The following is a 15,686-nucleotide window of genomic DNA, read 5'->3' as shown; positions in this document are numbered from 1 at the left end:
TTTTAGCAAGGAAGCGGTCGGAGGACAGCACGCATGACCGAAACGATCCTGCTGACCGGGGTGTCAGGCTTCATCGCCAAGCATATCGCCCTTGCCGCCCTGCTGCGGGGCCACAGCCTGCGCGGCACCCTGCGCAGCCCCGACCGGGCCGAGGAAGTGCGCGCCGCCCTGCGCCCCCACCTGCCCGATGCTTCGGCGCTGGACAGGCTGAGCTTTGCCGTCGCCGATCTGGAGCGGGACGAAGGCTGGCCCGAGGCGATGGTCGGGGTAACGGCGGTGATCCACTGCGCCTCGCCCTTTCCGCTGGTGCAGCCAAAGGATGAACAGGCGCTGATCCGCCCCGCAGTCGAAGGCACCCTGCGCGTGCTGCGCGCGGCGCAGGCGGCGGGCGTGACGCGGGTGATCCTCACCTCCTCCTGCGTGGCGGTGCTGAACGACGGCAAGGATGCCCTGCAGGATGAAGACGACTGGTGCGATCTGGCCGCCCCCGGCACCACGGCCTATGCCAAGTCAAAGACACTGGCGGAAAAGGCCGCGTGGGATTTTGCCCGCGCCAACGGTCTTGGCCTGACCACCATCAACCCCGGCCTTGTCGCCGGCCCACCGCTGGATGGCCATTTCGGATCGTCTCTCGGGCTGATCGAACGCATCCTCAAGGGCCGCGATCCGATGCTGCCGCCCTATGGCCTGCCGGTGGTTGATGTGCGCGACGTGGCCGAAATGCACCTGCGCGCGCTGGACCGGCCCGAAACCGCCGGCAAACGCTATATCTCGGCCGCCGGGTCAATCCCGCTGGCGGGAATCGGGCAATTGTTCAAGGCCGCCTATCCCACCCGCCGCATCCCCACGCGCGAAGCGCCGGGGTTCCTGCTGCGGCTGATGGCGCCCTTCGATCCGTCGATCCGCGCGCTTCTGCCCAAGCTGGGGCGGCTGGAACGGGTGTCCAACCTGCGCGCCGTGCAGGAAATGGGCATGACCTTCATCCCCGTCTCGCAGGCCCTGAAGGCCAGCGCCGACTGGCTGGTGACATCGGGCCGCATCTGGGCCTGACGCCGCCTCTCAGGCCCCGCCGCGCGACGGCCGGGCCGCGCCCAGCCGTGGATGCAGCCGCCCCGCAATCGCCCAGCTTGCGAACAGCCCCGCCGCGCTGGCGGCAAAGATGCCGGGCAGCGGCAGGATGAACAGCACCAGCCAGGCCGCGCCGGGCGTCAGTATCCCCGACACATCGCGGAAGCTGGAATAGACCGCGCTCATCTCGGTCCGCTCGGACGGCTTGACCGACATCAGGAAGGGCAGGCCGCCCACCACATCCAGCATGACCAGAAAGAACGACGATCCGAACACCAGCACCACAGTGGCCCAGGGCAGCACCGACAGCAGCGCCGCCGACAGCATCAGCGTGCCGCAACCCAGAAAGGCCAGCCGCACCGACCGGCGCACCGACAGCCGCCGCGCCCAGCGGTTGACCGCCGGCGCCGCGAACAGAAAGGCGTTCGACAGCGACAGCGCGATGCCGCCAACATGGTCGCCCAGGCCCGCCTCGACACAGAAGATCGGCAGATAGACGACATAGACCCACCAGCCGCAGGACCGCATCACCGCGAAGAACCAGCCGGCAATCAGCCGGGGCTGATGGAAGAACCGGCCCAGATAGCCCAGCGGGTTCACCGCCGGCCCCTTGGCGCGGGTGATCTGCTTGCCGTTGCCCAGCCGCAGCACCCAGAACACCGCCAGCAGCAACAGCGCGAAGGTGCCCGCCAGCAGGAATGGCGCCGCGTGCCATTCACCCAGCAGCCAGACGCCCGTCATAGGCCCCAGCGACCAGGGCAGCGCCGCATAGACCATCTGCACCGACTGGCTGCGCCCCAGGTTCACCCGGTCCACATAATCCAGCACATAGGCGTTGAAACAGACAAAGGTGGTGGCCGTGGCCATGGCGTTGCAGATCAGCGCCGCGTGAATGGCCAGCGGCGTGCCGATCACCGCCAGCGCCATGCCCAGCACATACAGCCCGCAGCCCGCGCTATAGGTCCATCGCCGCGGAATCCAGCGCGTCGCCCAGGGCACCATCAGCCCCCAGACCAGCGCCACGATTCCGGCGGCGAAATAGGCGGCCGAGGTGGCCTGCGCATCATCGCCCAGCGCCTTGTAGACGGCAATCGGCATGGCGCTGATCAGGGTGCCGCGCACCGCCGCCTCAAGCCCCGCCAGCAGCGCGAAGTTTTCGATCCGGGGGGGTGCGCTGTGCTTCAGCGCCAGGGGGATATAGCGGACGGCCATGATGATGCCATCCAGCCCTGCGGCGCCATGTCGCGTCTGTCACGAAACCGACATTTCCCGTCGCTGCGGAAAATCCCTTCAGCCGGCGCGCGCCAGCAGGTCCAGAAGCCGCCCGCGCGCCTCGGGCAGGGGGCGGCCGTGGTGGGTTTCCACCAGTTCGCGGGTCAGGAAATGGCCGGTGATCGCCAGCCCCTGCACCACGGCCTGCGGCGCCAGCGGCCCCTGCCCCGCCATCCCCTCGGGCAAGGGGAAAAGTTTTTCGGCCCAGTCGCCCGCCCCGGCCTGCGTGACGGCCCGCCCCGTGCGCGGGCTGACGAAGGCCAGCCCCTCGGTCGCCCCCGTCACCGCACAGGACGAAAGGTCCAGCCCGTAGCCCAGCTCCTCCAGCAGCCGCAACTCCCAGCGCAGATAGGCGCTGGCCCAGTCCGTCTCGCCCAGCGCATCCATCAGCGGCATGGTGGCCAGCCACAGCGCCGGGCAGGGCGCGCGCTCCGGCAGGGTGGTGTGCAGCAGGGCGCAGACCGCCGACAGGCCCGCCAGCGCCAGCCGGTCGCCCAGCACATGGGCGCGGCTTTTCAGCGGCTCGATGGTGAAGGTGCCGATATGTTCGCCCAGACGGGCGTGCCAGTCGGCCATGACCTGGGTGCCCGGTTGCAGATGCGCCGCCATCCGGCGCGAGGCCCCGCCCCGCACCACCCCCGCATGGCGGCCATGGCCGCGGGTGAACACCTCGATGATCGCCGCCGTCTCGCCATGCGGGCGCATCGCGATCAGCAGCCCTTCCTCACGCCACTCCATGCCGCAACTATCGGCGCCGCACCGCGCCCCCGCAAGGGCCGGCAGGGTCAGGCCCGCTTCAGGACCGCCACTGCCGCCGCTTGCGCGCCCACCAGCGGCGGACCCGGATGAACCCCACGGCCACCGGCCCCTGCAAGGCCGGAATGTCGATGGCCAGCAGCATCAGCCCGGCCGGCAGCATCCACAGGCCCAGCACCGGCAGGAACCACAGCATCCCGCCCAGCGTCAGCAGAATCGCGATGGGCAGACGGATCAGCGCCGCCCGGTCGGATTGCAGATGCCGGATCCAGCCATTCAGCCAGGGCAACATGCGGCGCAGCTTGTCGAACTGGCGCATCAGCCGGGCATGGCGGCGCTGCCGCGGCGTGGCGCGCGAAGGCGAAGGCTGCGGGCGAAGCGGATCGGTCATCGGGGTTCCTCTGCCCCCCAGATCGGAAGGCCGGGCCTTGGGCACAATGCCGCCCCGATCCTGCACCGGCAATGTAACGCAGGTGTTATGCCGCTCAGCCCTCGGCCAGACCGTCCTGGTCCAGCAGGGTGCGGCCGGCGCGGTCCTCGATCTCGACCACCCACAGGTCGGGGTCGCGCGCCCCCTCGCGCGCCAGGGCGGCATCCACCGCCGCCTCGTCGCCTTCGGCCAGCACGGCCCACAGCCGGGTATCGCTGGCAAAGTCCCAGCGCCGCACATAGGCCCGCGCCTGCCCGTCCAGCGTGGCCAGCTTGACGATCACCGCCCCCGCCGTGGCATCGCCGCGCCGGGCCAGATAGGCCGGGATCGCCGCCGCCTGCAACCGCGCCATATAGGCCGAAACCCACAGCCCCGACGCCAGCCGGGGCGTCACGAGGCAAGTTCCTTCGAAGGAACCTGCAAAATTCTTCGAAGAATTTTGCGCGCGCCCTCAGGCATCGCCATCCTTGAACTCAAGCCCCATCTCGGAATAGCGCTCGGCCTCTTCCAGCCAGTTCGGCCGCACCTTCACCGTCAGGAACAGATGCACCGTGCGCCCCAGGAATTCGGAAATCTCGGCCCGCGACGCCGCGCCGATGGCCTTGATCGTCTCGCCCCGGTTGCCCAGCACAATGCCCTTGTGCCCGTCGCGCGCCACATAGACCACCTGGTCGATCCGGGTGGTGCCATCCGCCCGGTCCTCCCATTTCTCGGTTTCCACGGTCAGTTGATAGGGCAGCTCCTCATGCAGCCGCAGCGTCAGCTTCTCGCGCGTCATCTCGGCCGCGATCATCCGCATCGGCACATCGGCCAACTGGTCCTCGGGATAGAACCACGGCCCTTCCGGCAGTTCCGCCGCCAGCCATTCCCGCAGGTCCGCCACGCCATAGCCCTTTTCGGCGCTGATCATGAAGGTCTTGGCAAAGGGATAGGCGCCGTTCATTTCCTCGGCCAGCGCCAGCAGGGTTTCCGCCTTTACCCGGTCGATCTTGTTGATCGCCAGCGCCACCGGCCGGTCGCGCGGCAACTGATCGGCCATCCGGTCGATGATCGCCTGCGCGCCCTCGGTCAGGCCGCGATGCGCCTCGACCAGCAGCACCACGATATCGGCATCCGCCGCCCCCCCCCAGGCCGCCTTGACCATGGCCCGGTCCAGCCGGCGGCGCGGCCGGAACAGGCCCGGCGTATCGACAAACACGATCTGCGCCTGCCCCTCCATGCACACCCCGCGAATCCGGGTGCGCGTGGTCTGCACCTTGTGGGTGACAATACTGACCTTCGCCCCCACCATCCGGTTCAGCAGCGTGCTCTTGCCGGCATTCGGCTCACCGATCAGGGCCACGAAGCCCGCGCGTGTGGTTTCAGTCATGTCCCGCCTCCATCCGCGTGAGCAGCGCCTTGGCTGCAAGGTGTTCTGCCGCGCGTTTCGATCCGGCCTGCGCCGTTTCGCCCGCGCCGTTTTCCAGTGTCACCCGCACGGTGAACACCGGCTGGTGGTCCGGCCCGGTGCGGCCGGTTTCCACATAGGCGGGCGGCGGCATACCGCGCGCCTGTGCCCATTCCTGCAAGGCGGTCTTGGCGTCGCGCGCATCGGGCTCCACCGCGCCGATGCGCGGCCCCCACAGCCGCAGCACCAGCGCGCGCGCCGCCTCGAACCCGGCGTCCAGATAGACGGCGGCGATCACCGCCTCCATCGCATCGGCCAGAAGCGCCTCTTTCCGGCGCCCCCCCGACAGCATCTCGCTGCGCCCCAGCTTCAGCACATCGCCCAGGCCCAGCTCCCGCGCCACCTCGGCGCAGGTTTCCTTGCGCACCAGCGCGTTGAAGCGCGGCGCCATCTGGCCTTCGGTCGCGGTCGGGTCGGCGGCGAACAGCGCGTCGGCCATCGCCAGCCCCAGCACCCGGTCGCCCAGGAATTCCAGCCGTTCGTTATGCGGTCGCGTGGCCGAGGACAGCGAGGCATGAGTCACCGCACGGATCAGCAGATCCGAGCGGCGGAAGACATGCCCGATGCGGCCCTGAAAGGCCTGAAGATCGGCCGCAAGCCTCACTCGACGGCCTTGAAGAAGCGGTCGGCGCGCCAGGTCCAGAAATACCACATCCGGGCCCCGGCCGAGGAGAAGATGATCCGGTCGGCGCGGCCGATCAGATATTCGGCCGGCACCATGCCCACCCCGCCCGAGGCCTGCGAATAGCGGCTGTCCTGGCTGTTGTCGCGGTTGTCGCCCATGAAGAAGTAATGGCCGTCCGGCACGGTGAACACATCGGTGTTGTCGGCATAGCCGTTGGCGTCGATGTTCAGCACGTCATGGCTGCGCCCGTTCGGCAGCGTCTCGATGAAGCGCGACTTCTGGCAGATGCCGCCTTCGGCCACGGCGCCGTTTTCGCAGCGCGGGCGGTTGCGCATCGGGCCCTGCGGCTCGAACACTTCCTCGAAGATGCCATCGGGCTGCTGCGGCGCGGCGGTGCCGTTGATGTAAAGGATACCATCCTTCATCTGGATCTTGTCGCCCGGCAGGCCGATCAGCCGCTTGATGAAATCGGTGCCGTTGACCGGGTGGCGGAACACCACCACATCGCCCCGCTCCGGCTCAGACCCCAGGATGCGGCCGGTGATCGGGCACAGCGCGAAGGGGCAGGAGTATTTGGAATAGCCATAGGCCATCTTGTTGACGAACAGGAAGTCGCCGATCAGCAGCGTGTCCTTCATGGATTCCGACGGAATCCAGAACGGCTGGAAGAACAGGGTGCGGAACAGGCCGGCAATCACCAGTGCCCAGAATACCGTCTTGATCGTCTCGACGATCCCGCCTTCGCCCTTGGTCTTCGATGCCATGTCTGTGCTGCCTCTGCCTCGGTCTTTGCGGCGTCATTGCGCCGCGCGGGGGGTGGAGTCAAGTCAACCGCCCGCCGCAGGCGGCCCAAGGGGGCGGGCTTCGATCACCACGAAGGCCTGCGCCCAGGGGTGGTCGTCGGTCAGGGTGACATGGATCACCGCTTCGTGTCCGGCGGGCGTCATCTGCGCCAGCCGCTCGGCCGCCCAGCCGGTGACATGCATCACCGGCTGCCCCGACCGCAGGTTGGTGACGGCCATGTCCTTCCAGGCAATGCCCATGCGCAGCCCGGTGCCCAGCGCCTTGGAACAGGCCTCCTTCGCCGCCCAGCGTTTCGCATAGGTGGCAGCCACCTGTTGGCGGCCTTCGGCCTTGCGCTGCTCGGCCTCGGTGAACACCCGGTTGCGAAAGCGGTCGCCGAACCGCGCCAGCGCGCCTTCGATCCGGTCGATATTGGCCAGATCGCTGCCGATGCCCAGGATCATGCCGCGGCCATCCGTCCGGTCACGCCCGGCCCCGCGCCACGTCCATCCGGCGGCGCATCTCCTCGATCGCCGGGCCAAGGCCGCGGAAGATCGCCTCGCCCACCAGGAAATGACCGATGTTCAGCTCCATCACCTCGGGAATGGCGGCAACGGGTTCGACATTCTCATAGGTCAGGCCATGGCCGGCGTGCACCTCAAGCCCCAGCGCCGCCGCCTGTGCCGCCCCCCGGCGCAGCGCGGCCAGTTCTTCTTCGGCCTCGTCGCAGCGGCCTTCGGCCAGCAGGTCGGAATAATGCCCCGTGTGCAGCTCCACCACCGCCGCGCCGATCCGGGCGCTGGCCTCGATCTGGCGCGCATCATGGCCGATGAACATGCTGACCCGGATGCCCGCCTCGCGCAGCGGTCTCAGATAGGCCGTCAGCCGCTCCACGTCGCCCGCCACGTCCAGCCCGCCCTCGGTGGTGCGTTCCTCGCGCTTTTCGGGCACCAGACAGGCGGCATGGGGCTTCAGCCGCAGCAGAATGGCCTGCATCTCGTCGGTCGCCGCACATTCGAAGTTCAGCGGAATCCCGATCCCGGCCCGCAGTGCCTCCATATCGGCATCGCGGATGTGGCGGCGGTCTTCACGCAGATGCGCGGTAATGCCATCGGCCCCCGACGCTTCGGCCAGGATCGCGGCGCGCAGCGGGTCAGGCCAGGCGCTGCCCCGCGCGTTACGCACGGTGGCCACATGGTCGATGTTCACACCCAGCCTCAGTCTGCCGCCCGTCACCATGACCGCCCCCGCGTTGCGATGCCACACGCATCCCCGGCAGACTAGGCCAGCGGGCGGCCCAACCGCAACCCGTTCCCCGATGCCCGTTCCCCGATGCCGGTGCGCAGACCGCCTGACGGTCAGGCCAGCACCGGCCGGCCCGTGCGCAGATGCCGCGCAACCAGCCGGCGCTGCTGCCGCCCCCCGGGCACCGGCCGCGCGGTTTGCCCCGGCCCGTCGCCCAGCAGTTCGGGGAACAGCCGCGCGATTTCCAGCATCGCCTCAACCCCCAGCAGGCGCAGCGCCTCGGCGCCAATATGCAGGCTTTCGGTCGGGGCGCCCTCGGCAAAGATGACCTCGTGCCGCTCCAGCAGGATGTGATGATAGACCACCGGCGACAGCCCATCCTCAACCGCGATTCCGGGCAGTCCCAGCAGGCGAACGGCAGGCAGCAGCACCTCGTCGCAGCCCAACATGCGCTGCGCGATCGTCGAGGATACCAGCATCCGGTGCTGGCGCGACACCCGCAGATCGCGCCGGGGCAACCCCTTGCCCAGCGCCCCTGCGGCAATGCGGACCGGCCGCAGCTTCGGCTCGGTGGCAAGCCAGCCCTCGTCCACCTCGCGCCGGAACACGCGCGCAACCCGCACCGCGCGCGGCGGGCCGCCCGGCCCCTCGGGCGCGGCCAGCACCTCGTCGCCCGGACCCAGCGCCTCAACCGCGACCGGCCCCTTCGGCGTGTCGATCAGGGTGCCGCCGGCGAAACAGGGAATCCCGATCGCCGCCAGATTGGGCTTGCCGGTCACCTGGGCGGGCTGGATGCCGCGCAGCGTGACCCGCTCGCCATTCGGGAAGGTCAGGATCGAACCGCCCTGCCCGTCAGAGGTGATGGTGACATCCTGATAATTCACCGGCGCATTGCCGGCATCATGCAGGGCCGAGACATCCAGCAGATCCTGCCCGATGACGAAATCGCCAACCACATCGTTGCCCGACCCGTCGCCCAGGGCAAAGACATCGTTGCCGATGCCGCCTTCCATGTAATCGTTGCCGGTGCCGCCGATCAGCCGGTCATCGCCTTCCTGGCCATAGATCCGGTCATTGCCGGTGCCGCCATCCAGCGTATCGTTGTAACTCAGCCCGCTGGCCGCCGCCGAGGCCGGCGTCAGCGTGACGCGCACATTGTCCAGCAGCACGCCATAGGAGTTGTTCTCGCCCGAAAGTTCGCGGAACCCGATGGTGTCGGTGCCGCTGCCCCCCGTGATCGTGACCGATGTCGTGGTGAACTGGCTGGTCGAAGACGGGGTGACGGTGGCCACCACCGTGCCGTTGACCACCACCTGAAAGGAATCGCCCGCCGCTTCGGCCCGGGCCGCGCTGTCAAAGCTGAGGACATAGGTCGTGCCGGTCGCCAGCGCGGCCGTCGTGGTGATGTAATCGACCGCACCGCCGGAATTGACATCAAGCTCGATGAAACTTGTCCCGTCGGCGGGCGTCAGGCCCTGGAACCCCGCCCCCCAGCGTTCGATCTGGCCGCCCGACCCCGCATTGGTCCAGCCGTTCACGGTTCCAAGCGACCAACCGCCCGCGCCCTGGTTGGAATCCAGCGCGCCGTTGCTCAGGACGTTCCGGTCGCCATAAAGCGTGTCATCGCCGCCGTTGCCGACAAGCGAATCGTTCCCGCCCAGCCCCTGGATACTGTCTGACGCCGCGTTGCTGGACAGCGTGTTGTTGCTGTCATTGGCCGTGCCGGTTACCGCCATGCCGGCCCCCCTGAAACCAAGGGGCTGGCGTCAGCGGCTGTCGCCCGCTCCGCCCGCATGTTCTGCCCGAATCCCACCTGCCCGCATGGCGCACCCGGCGCCGGCAACCAAAGCTCTTGACTCAAAATGTACGGATCCCCGCCCCACAGCGGACAACATCTACCATTTGTTGCGCAGATTCGGAACAGAATTCGTTAATATTGCTTAATCGGGCGCCTTCGATCCCGCTTCGCCCGGCGGCGGCGCGTCAGCCGCGCCGGGCCGGTCGCGATGGGCCACCCGCGCGGCCGCCTCGGCCAGCGCCTTGCGCAGGCTGATCCGCCGCTCGCTCCGCTCGCTTGCCTTGGCGGCGCGGGCCTTCTGATAGGCTTCCACCAGCGGGATGGTGACGAAATAGCCCACCGCGCTCAGCACGATGCCGGGGCCAAGGGCGCCAATGAAATAGGGCACATAGATTTCATGCCAGAACTGGATCAGCCCTTCCCACTGGGCATGGGCCGGGCCGAAGGCCGCCTTGATGTTGTACCACAGGTCGGCCCCGGCATTGGCAAAGGCCATGCCGATGTATTCGGCCGACAGCGGCTTTTCGATCCCCATGATCCAGTGGCCCAGCGACATGGCCAGCACCGCGAAGAAGGGCGTCGTCAGCGGGTTGGTGTTGAACGTGGCCAGCAGCGCCGCCAGCACATTGCCCCGGATCAGCCGCGCCGCGCCCCAGGCGGCCAGGAACTGCATCCCCGGCAAGGGCAGGAACCCGATCAGAGATCCGGCGAACACCCCGCGCGCCACCCGATGCGGCTGATCGGGCAGCCGCCGCATACGGTAGATCACATACAGGACCGCGCGCCGGATGCCGCTGCGCGGATAGACCTGCTCGCGCAGCCACGCGCCCCAACCCAAGGGATCTCTGCGCTTGAAGACCAATCTTTCGTCCTTCCTCTCCGGCCCGCAGGGACCGGCCCGCCCGTTCGGGGCCTGCACATCACAAACGCGGCGCCGGCCAGGGGCATATCCGCCGGCCCCGCCCGGATTGCGGTCAGGGCCCCTGCCCAAGATCGACATCGCCCGCGCCTGCGTCAATGGCCCGCCGGTAAAGTTCCGGTTTGCCGTCGCAAGGCGCGCTGTCCGGGGATATTGGCCTTCGGCCCGCCGATCAACGAACAAATGCGCGGGATCGGCAATCCCTGACCCGGCGCCCCCTTACACCGGCCGGGTTGGGCTCTGCCCCGGCAGCGGCACCGGCCTTGCCCGCTTCAGCTCCGCCCGCTCGCGGCGGCGGCGGTCGCGCAGGGCACGAAACGCGGTGATCATCGGCAGGCTGACCAGATAGCCGGCGGTCGCCAGAAACAGACCCGGTGCCAGACCGCCCACCAGATAGGGCAGGAAATACCAGTGATAAAAGCTGTAAAGCCGGCCCCATTGCGTTGGCTCGGACGTGACCATCGCCCGCACATTGGCCCAGAACTCGGCCCCCGCCTGGCCAAAGACGAACAGGATGTCCGCCGTCGGCGGCGCATCCACCGCATTTCCAAGGATCATGTGCCCCAACTGGATCGAGGCCACCGCGATCAGCGGAAAGGTCAGCGGATTGCCCACCAGCGTCGCCAGCAGCGCGGCGATCACGTTTCCGCGCAAGACCCAGGCCAGCACGGCCGCCAGCCCCAGATGCGCCCCGAACAGCGGCGTGAACGACGCGAAGACCCCCGCCCAGATGCCCCGCGCAATCCGGTGCGGCGGATCGGGCAGCCGCGTCATCCGCGCCCAGACATAGCGGATGCCCCGCCCCCAGCCCCCGCGCGGCCAGACAAGGGCGCGCAGCCGTTCGGCAAGGGCCGGTTTGTCGCGGCGTCGGAAAATCAAGCGGTGTCCTTTCCAGGCGTCAAAGGCCCGAAAGGGCCTCAGGGCTTGCGCGTGGCATCCCTGTGGCGGGACACCTGCGCCACATCCGTCTCGGCTTCGAGCGCGGTCATGATCATGTGCAGATGTTCGACATCCCGCAGGTCCACGTCAACGATCACCCGGTAAAAATCCGGTTTGCGATCCGTGAACCGCAGATCCGAGATATTCGCCTTCTGCTCGCCGATCAGGGTGCAGATCCGGCCCAGCACGCCGGCATCGTTGGAAATCGTCAGCTCCAGCGACACGGTGTTCACCGGCGCATGGCGGCCCGCCTTCCAGTGCAGGTCCACCCAGCGTTCGGTCTGGGTCTCGAACTCTTCCAGCGCGGGGCAGTCGATCGCGTGCATCACCACGCCCTGCCCGCGATAGGTGATGCCGACGATCCGTTCCCCCGGCAGCGGCTGGCAGCAGGGCGCGCGGCGGATCGACTGGTCGTTCTCCATCCCCACCACCGGGCGCTTGGCATCCACCACTTCGGTCGTGGCCATCGCCAGTTCGGGGTACAGCGTTTCAACCACGCGCCGCGCCGCCACCTCGGCGCTGCCGATGCGCGCCAGAAGATCGGTCTCGTCGGCCAGCCCCATGGTCTTGGCCGCCGTCCGCAGCGCCTTGTCGGTGGCCTTCTTGCCCACATGGTCAAAGGCCGCCCGCGCCAGCTCCATCCCCAGCTTGACGAAGCGCCCGCGGTCTTCCTCGCGCAAGGACCGCCGGATCGCGGCCTTGGCGCGGCCCGTCGTCACGATGTCGATCCAGCTTGCCTGCGGGCGCTGGCCCTCGGCGGTGATGATCTCGACCGACTGGCCGTTCTTCAGCCGCGTCCACAGCGGCACCCGGATGCCGTCCACCTTGGCGGACACCGTGCCGTTGCCAATGCGCGTATGGATCGCATAGGCGAAATCCAGCGGCGTCGCGCCGCGCGGCAGTTGCACCACATCGCCCTTGGGGGTGAAGCAGAACACCTGGTCGGAATACATCTCAAGTTTCACGTTTTCGAGAAACTCGTCATGGTCCTCTTCGTCCAGACGTTCGGTCAGGCTGGCAATCCACTTGGCCGGGTCCACGGCAAAGGGGTTCTGCGCCCGCACGCCTTCACGATAGGACCAGTGCGCCGCAACGCCGGCCTCGGCCACTTCGTGCATCTGCCGGGTGCGGATCTGCACCTCCACCCGCTTGCCGTCGCGCCCCGAAACCGTGGTGTGGATGGATCGGTAGCCGTTCGATTTCGGCTGGCTGATGTAATCCTTGAACCGCCCCGGCACCGCGCGCCAGCGCTGGTGGATCACGCCAAGGATGCGATAGCAGTCGGCCACGCTGTCGCAGATCACCCGGAAACCATAGATGTCGGACAGCCGGCTGAACGCCAGATCCTTTTCCTGCATCTTGCGCCAGATCGAATAGGGCTTCTTCGCCCGGCCATAGACATCGGCCTCGATCTGCGCCTTCTCCAGCTCATGCCGGATGTCGCCGGTGATCTTGTGCACCACATCGCCGGTCTCGCGTTGCAGCGTCAGGAAGCGGCGGATGATGGAATTGCGCGCCTCGGGGTTCAGAACCTTGAAGGACAGATCCTCCAGTTCCTCGCGCATCCACTGCATCCCCATCCGCCCGGCCAGCGGCGCGAAGATCTCCATGGTCTCGCGGGCCTTCTGGGCCTGTTTTTCCGGCTTCATGCTGCGGATGGTGCGCATGTTGTGCAGCCGGTCGGCCAGCTTGACCAGGATCACCCGCAGGTCCTTGGACATCGCCATGAACAGCTTGCGGAAGTTTTCCGCCTGCTGGGTCTGGGCGCTGCCCAGTTGCAGGTTGGTCAGCTTGGTAACGCCATCGACCAGCTCGGCCACTTCCTCGCCGAACTGGGTGGCAATGTCGGAAAAGGTGGACCGGGTATCCTCGATCGTGTCGTGCAACAGCGCGGTGACAATCGTCGCATCATCCAGCCGCTGTTCGGTCAGGATGGCGGCCACGGCCACGGGATGCGTGAAATAGGGCTCGCCCGACTTGCGGGTCTGCCCCTCGTGCATCTTCAGCCCATAAGCATAGGCCCGGCGGATCAGATCGCCGTTGCAGCGCGGATTGTAGTTGCGAACCAGGGCGATCAGGTCTTCAACGTCGATCATTCACGCCCTGCCTGCCGGGATTTTCTCCCGATCTGGTGCCGCCTCAGTTCTCGCCCTGGGCTTCCATCAGCGCGCGAAGAAGTTTCTCTTCCGACATGTCGTCCACCACCGGGCGGTCGATCTCGCCGGCCATCAGCAGGGCCATCTGGTCCTCTTCCGGCTCGTCCACTTCGATCTGCGTCTGATAGCTTTCGATCATGCGCTCGCGCAGCACGTCGGCGCCCTGGGTTTCCTCGGCAATCTCGCGCAGGGCAACGACGGGGTTCTTGTCGTTGTCGCGGTCGATGGTAAGCGGGGCGCCCGACGCCACTTCGCGCGCCCGATGGGCGGCCAGCAGCACCAGTTCAAACCGGTTCGGCACCTTGTCAACGCAATCTTCGACCGTCACGCGGGCCATCGGACACCTCAGTCTCTTGGGCTAGGAAGCTGCCTCCTTACGCCGGAAGCCGCCCGTTGACAAGCGTGGAATCGCCCGGATCACGGGGGTTTCACCCCGCTTCAAGCGGCACCACCGCGTCTCGGTCGGCCTGCGGCAGCGCGGCCAGCATCGCGGCAACGCTCTGCCCGCTGCGCGGATGCACCCAGTCCGGCGCCACCTCGGCCAGCGGCACCAGAACGAAGGCCCGGTCCTGCAACCGCGGATGCGGCAGGATCAGCCGGTCCGGCGCGCGCCCCACCTGCTCCTCGGGCGGCAGGCTGCGCCAGCGGTCCGCGGTGGCAGCATCGGGCAGCACCAGCCCGCCCATCGCCAGCAGGTCGATGTCCAGCGTCCGCATCCCCCAGCGCACCTCGCGCTGCCGGCCGAACTCGGCCTCGACGCTGTGCAGATGCGCCAGCACCGCCTCGGGCGTCACATCGCCCGCAACCCGCAGCACGGCCGCCGCGTTCACATAGTCAGGCCCCGCCCCGGCCGGAAAGCAGGGCGTCCGGTAAAGCCGGCTCATCGCGACAAGGGTCATGCCGGGCGCCCGCAGCCGCTCTGCCGCAAGAAGCAGCGTTGCCGCCGGGCTCTGCCCCCCCAGTGGCAGATTGGCGCCGAAGGCAATCAAGGCGTGCATGGCTTCGCTATCTCGCGTCAAATTCATATCCTATAGTTCCCTTGTCGCCCCGCCCGCCCGGCGTTATCTGCCTTTTGTTCCCCACCGGGTCTCGATACTCCAGTTCCACCCATCCAGGAAGTTGCTCGCCGGGGGCGTATTTCGAAGGGAAGTCACTGATGTTCTACAAGGACGAGCGGCTTGCGCTGTTCATCGACGGGTCAAACCTCTATGCGGCCGCCAAGGCCCTGGGATTTGACATTGATTACAAACTGTTGCGCATGGAGTTCATGCGTCGCGGCAAATTGCTGCGCGCTTTCTACTACACGGCCCTTCTGGAAAACGACGACTATTCCCCGATCCGTCCGCTGGTCGACTGGCTGCACTACAACGGCTTCACCATGCGCACCAAGCCCGCCAAGGAATACACCGACAGCCAGGGCCGCCGGAAGGTGAAGGGCAACATGGACATCGAACTTGCCGTCGATGCCATGGAACTCGCCCCCCGTCTTGATCACATTGTCTTGTTCTCGGGCGACGGCGATTTCCGCCCGCTGATCGAAAGCCTGCAACGGCAGGGTGTGCGGGTTTCGGTCGTTTCGACCATCCGCAGCCAACCGCCGATGATCGCCGACGAACTGCGCCGCCAGGCCGACAATTTCATCGAACTGGACGAGTTGCGCGACGTGATCGGTCGCCCGCCGCGCGAACCGCGCGCTGCGCATCCCGAGGATGCCACGCTTGACGCGAAGTGATGGGTCCGGGCGCCGGGTTTTCCCCGGTGCCCGACCGTTGCGCCCGGAATGACCGCGGTATGACCAGCGGCCTTCTTGCCCTGTTCGCGGCCGCCTTCCTGGCCGCCACCCCGTTTCCCGCCCAGTCCGAAATCGTGTTCCTCGCCCTACAGGCGGCGGGCTGGCCGGCCGTCTGGCTGGTCCTCGTCGCCTCGGTCGGCAACACGCTGGGCTCCTGCGTCACCTATGCGGCGGGGCGCGGTGCCGAATCCTTCCGCGACCGGCGCTGGTTTCCGCTGACACCCGACCGGCTGGCCCGCGCGCAGGGCTGGTGGAATCGCTGGGGGCTGTGGTCGCTGCTGCTGTCCTGGGCGCCGGGGGGCGATCTTCTGGTCGCGATGGCGGGCCTGATGCGGGTGCCCCTGCCCCTGTTCCTGGCCCTTGTCGCGCTGGCCAAGACCGCCCGCTACATCGTTCTGGCGCTGGTCGCCGCCGGGGTCATCGGCGCGGCCTCCTGACGCCCCCACTGGACCCGCC

General features: G+C 67.8%; 18 protein-coding genes. 3 read left to right on the top strand and 15 right to left on the bottom strand.

From position 1 onward, the window contains the following. The first annotated feature begins 33 nt into the window (after positions 1 to 33). On the top strand, positions 34 to 1,050 hold the full coding sequence (locus C5F44_RS06355) for an SDR family oxidoreductase (protein WP_107672663.1): 1,017 nt from the start codon (positions 34 to 36) through the stop codon (positions 1,048 to 1,050). Between the two features lie 9 nt (positions 1,051 to 1,059). Here C5F44_RS06355 and C5F44_RS06350 read toward each other — a convergent pair whose 3' ends face one another. The 15 genes from C5F44_RS06350 to folK form a co-directional block, all read right to left on the bottom strand. Then, on the bottom strand, positions 1,060 to 2,280 hold the full coding sequence (locus C5F44_RS06350) for an MFS transporter (RefSeq protein WP_107672662.1): 1,221 nt from the start codon (positions 2,278 to 2,280) through the stop codon (positions 1,060 to 1,062). 78 nt (positions 2,281 to 2,358) lie between these two features. After that, a complete protein-coding gene (gene recO / locus C5F44_RS06345; RefSeq protein ID WP_107672661.1) occupies positions 2,359 to 3,078 on the bottom strand; it encodes a DNA repair protein RecO in 720 nt (239 codons plus the stop codon). 58 nt (positions 3,079 to 3,136) lie between these two features. Then, positions 3,137 to 3,487: a hypothetical protein gene (locus tag C5F44_RS06340; protein WP_107672660.1), complete on the bottom strand. Its 351-nt coding sequence runs from the start codon at positions 3,485 to 3,487 to the stop codon at positions 3,137 to 3,139. A 94-nt stretch (positions 3,488 to 3,581) separates the two neighbouring features. After that, on the bottom strand, positions 3,582 to 3,920 hold the full coding sequence (locus tag C5F44_RS06335) for a DUF1491 family protein (RefSeq protein ID WP_107672659.1): 339 nt from the start codon (positions 3,918 to 3,920) through the stop codon (positions 3,582 to 3,584). Positions 3,921 to 3,977: 57 nt separating this feature from the next. After that, positions 3,978 to 4,895, bottom strand: coding sequence for a GTPase Era (gene era / locus C5F44_RS06330; protein WP_107672658.1), 918 nt, complete (start codon positions 4,893 to 4,895; stop codon positions 3,978 to 3,980). After that, positions 4,888 to 5,577 carry a ribonuclease III gene (gene rnc, locus C5F44_RS06325; protein WP_107672657.1) on the bottom strand — a complete coding sequence of 230 codons (690 nt, stop codon included), beginning with the start codon at positions 5,575 to 5,577 and terminating at the stop codon, positions 4,888 to 4,890. Before rnc ends, era begins: the two co-directional genes overlap by 8 nt. Then, the gene (gene lepB / locus C5F44_RS06320) at positions 5,574 to 6,362 is read right to left on the bottom strand and encodes a signal peptidase I (RefSeq protein WP_107672656.1); all 789 of its coding nucleotides are present in this window, start codon (positions 6,360 to 6,362) and stop codon (positions 5,574 to 5,576) included. The genes rnc and lepB overlap by 4 nt, the downstream gene beginning before the upstream one ends. Before the next feature lie 63 nt (positions 6,363 to 6,425). Continuing rightward, positions 6,426 to 6,845, bottom strand: a complete 420-nt coding sequence (gene acpS, locus C5F44_RS06315) for a holo-ACP synthase (RefSeq protein ID WP_107672655.1) — start codon at positions 6,843 to 6,845, stop codon at positions 6,426 to 6,428. A 19-nt stretch (positions 6,846 to 6,864) separates the two neighbouring features. Beyond that, a complete protein-coding gene (locus C5F44_RS06310) occupies positions 6,865 to 7,620 on the bottom strand; it encodes a pyridoxine 5'-phosphate synthase (RefSeq protein ID WP_107672654.1) in 756 nt (251 codons plus the stop codon). Positions 7,621 to 7,739: 119 nt separating this feature from the next. Next, entirely contained in the window at positions 7,740 to 9,362 is a 1,623-nt protein-coding gene (locus C5F44_RS06305) for a Hint domain-containing protein (RefSeq protein WP_107672653.1), read from the bottom strand. 204 nt (positions 9,363 to 9,566) lie between these two features. Beyond that, complete coding sequence (locus C5F44_RS06300) at positions 9,567 to 10,262, bottom strand: DUF2062 domain-containing protein (RefSeq protein ID WP_228156729.1); 696 nt, start codon at positions 10,260 to 10,262, stop codon at positions 9,567 to 9,569. Between the two features lie 300 nt (positions 10,263 to 10,562). Then, on the bottom strand, positions 10,563 to 11,222 hold the full coding sequence (locus C5F44_RS06295) for a DUF2062 domain-containing protein (protein ID WP_235822540.1): 660 nt from the start codon (positions 11,220 to 11,222) through the stop codon (positions 10,563 to 10,565). 38 nt (positions 11,223 to 11,260) lie between these two features. After that, complete coding sequence (locus C5F44_RS06290) at positions 11,261 to 13,378, bottom strand: RelA/SpoT family protein (protein WP_107672652.1); 2,118 nt, start codon at positions 13,376 to 13,378, stop codon at positions 11,261 to 11,263. A 43-nt stretch (positions 13,379 to 13,421) separates the two neighbouring features. Then, positions 13,422 to 13,775: a DNA-directed RNA polymerase subunit omega gene (rpoZ, locus tag C5F44_RS06285; RefSeq protein ID WP_107672651.1), complete on the bottom strand. Its 354-nt coding sequence runs from the start codon at positions 13,773 to 13,775 to the stop codon at positions 13,422 to 13,424. Between the two features lie 91 nt (positions 13,776 to 13,866). Continuing rightward, positions 13,867 to 14,436, bottom strand: a complete 570-nt coding sequence (gene folK / locus C5F44_RS06280) for a 2-amino-4-hydroxy-6-hydroxymethyldihydropteridine diphosphokinase (RefSeq protein WP_235822538.1) — start codon at positions 14,434 to 14,436, stop codon at positions 13,867 to 13,869. Positions 14,437 to 14,594: 158 nt separating this feature from the next. Here folK and C5F44_RS06275 point away from each other — a divergent pair, with 158 nt between their 5' ends. Then, positions 14,595 to 15,170, top strand: a complete 576-nt coding sequence (locus C5F44_RS06275; RefSeq protein WP_107672649.1) for a LabA-like NYN domain-containing protein — start codon at positions 14,595 to 14,597, stop codon at positions 15,168 to 15,170. 59 nt (positions 15,171 to 15,229) lie between these two features. Continuing rightward, positions 15,230 to 15,667, top strand: coding sequence for a YqaA family protein (locus C5F44_RS06270; protein WP_107672707.1), 438 nt, complete (start codon positions 15,230 to 15,232; stop codon positions 15,665 to 15,667). Positions 15,668 to 15,686: the final 19 nt, after the last annotated feature.

The organism is Fuscovulum blasticum DSM 2131 (assembly GCF_003034965.1).
In the GTDB taxonomy this organism is placed as follows: Bacteria; Pseudomonadota; Alphaproteobacteria; order Rhodobacterales; family Rhodobacteraceae; genus Pseudogemmobacter; species Pseudogemmobacter blasticus.
The sequence above is the reverse complement of the archived record's forward strand: the minus strand, read 5'-3'. Positions and strand labels throughout refer to the sequence as shown.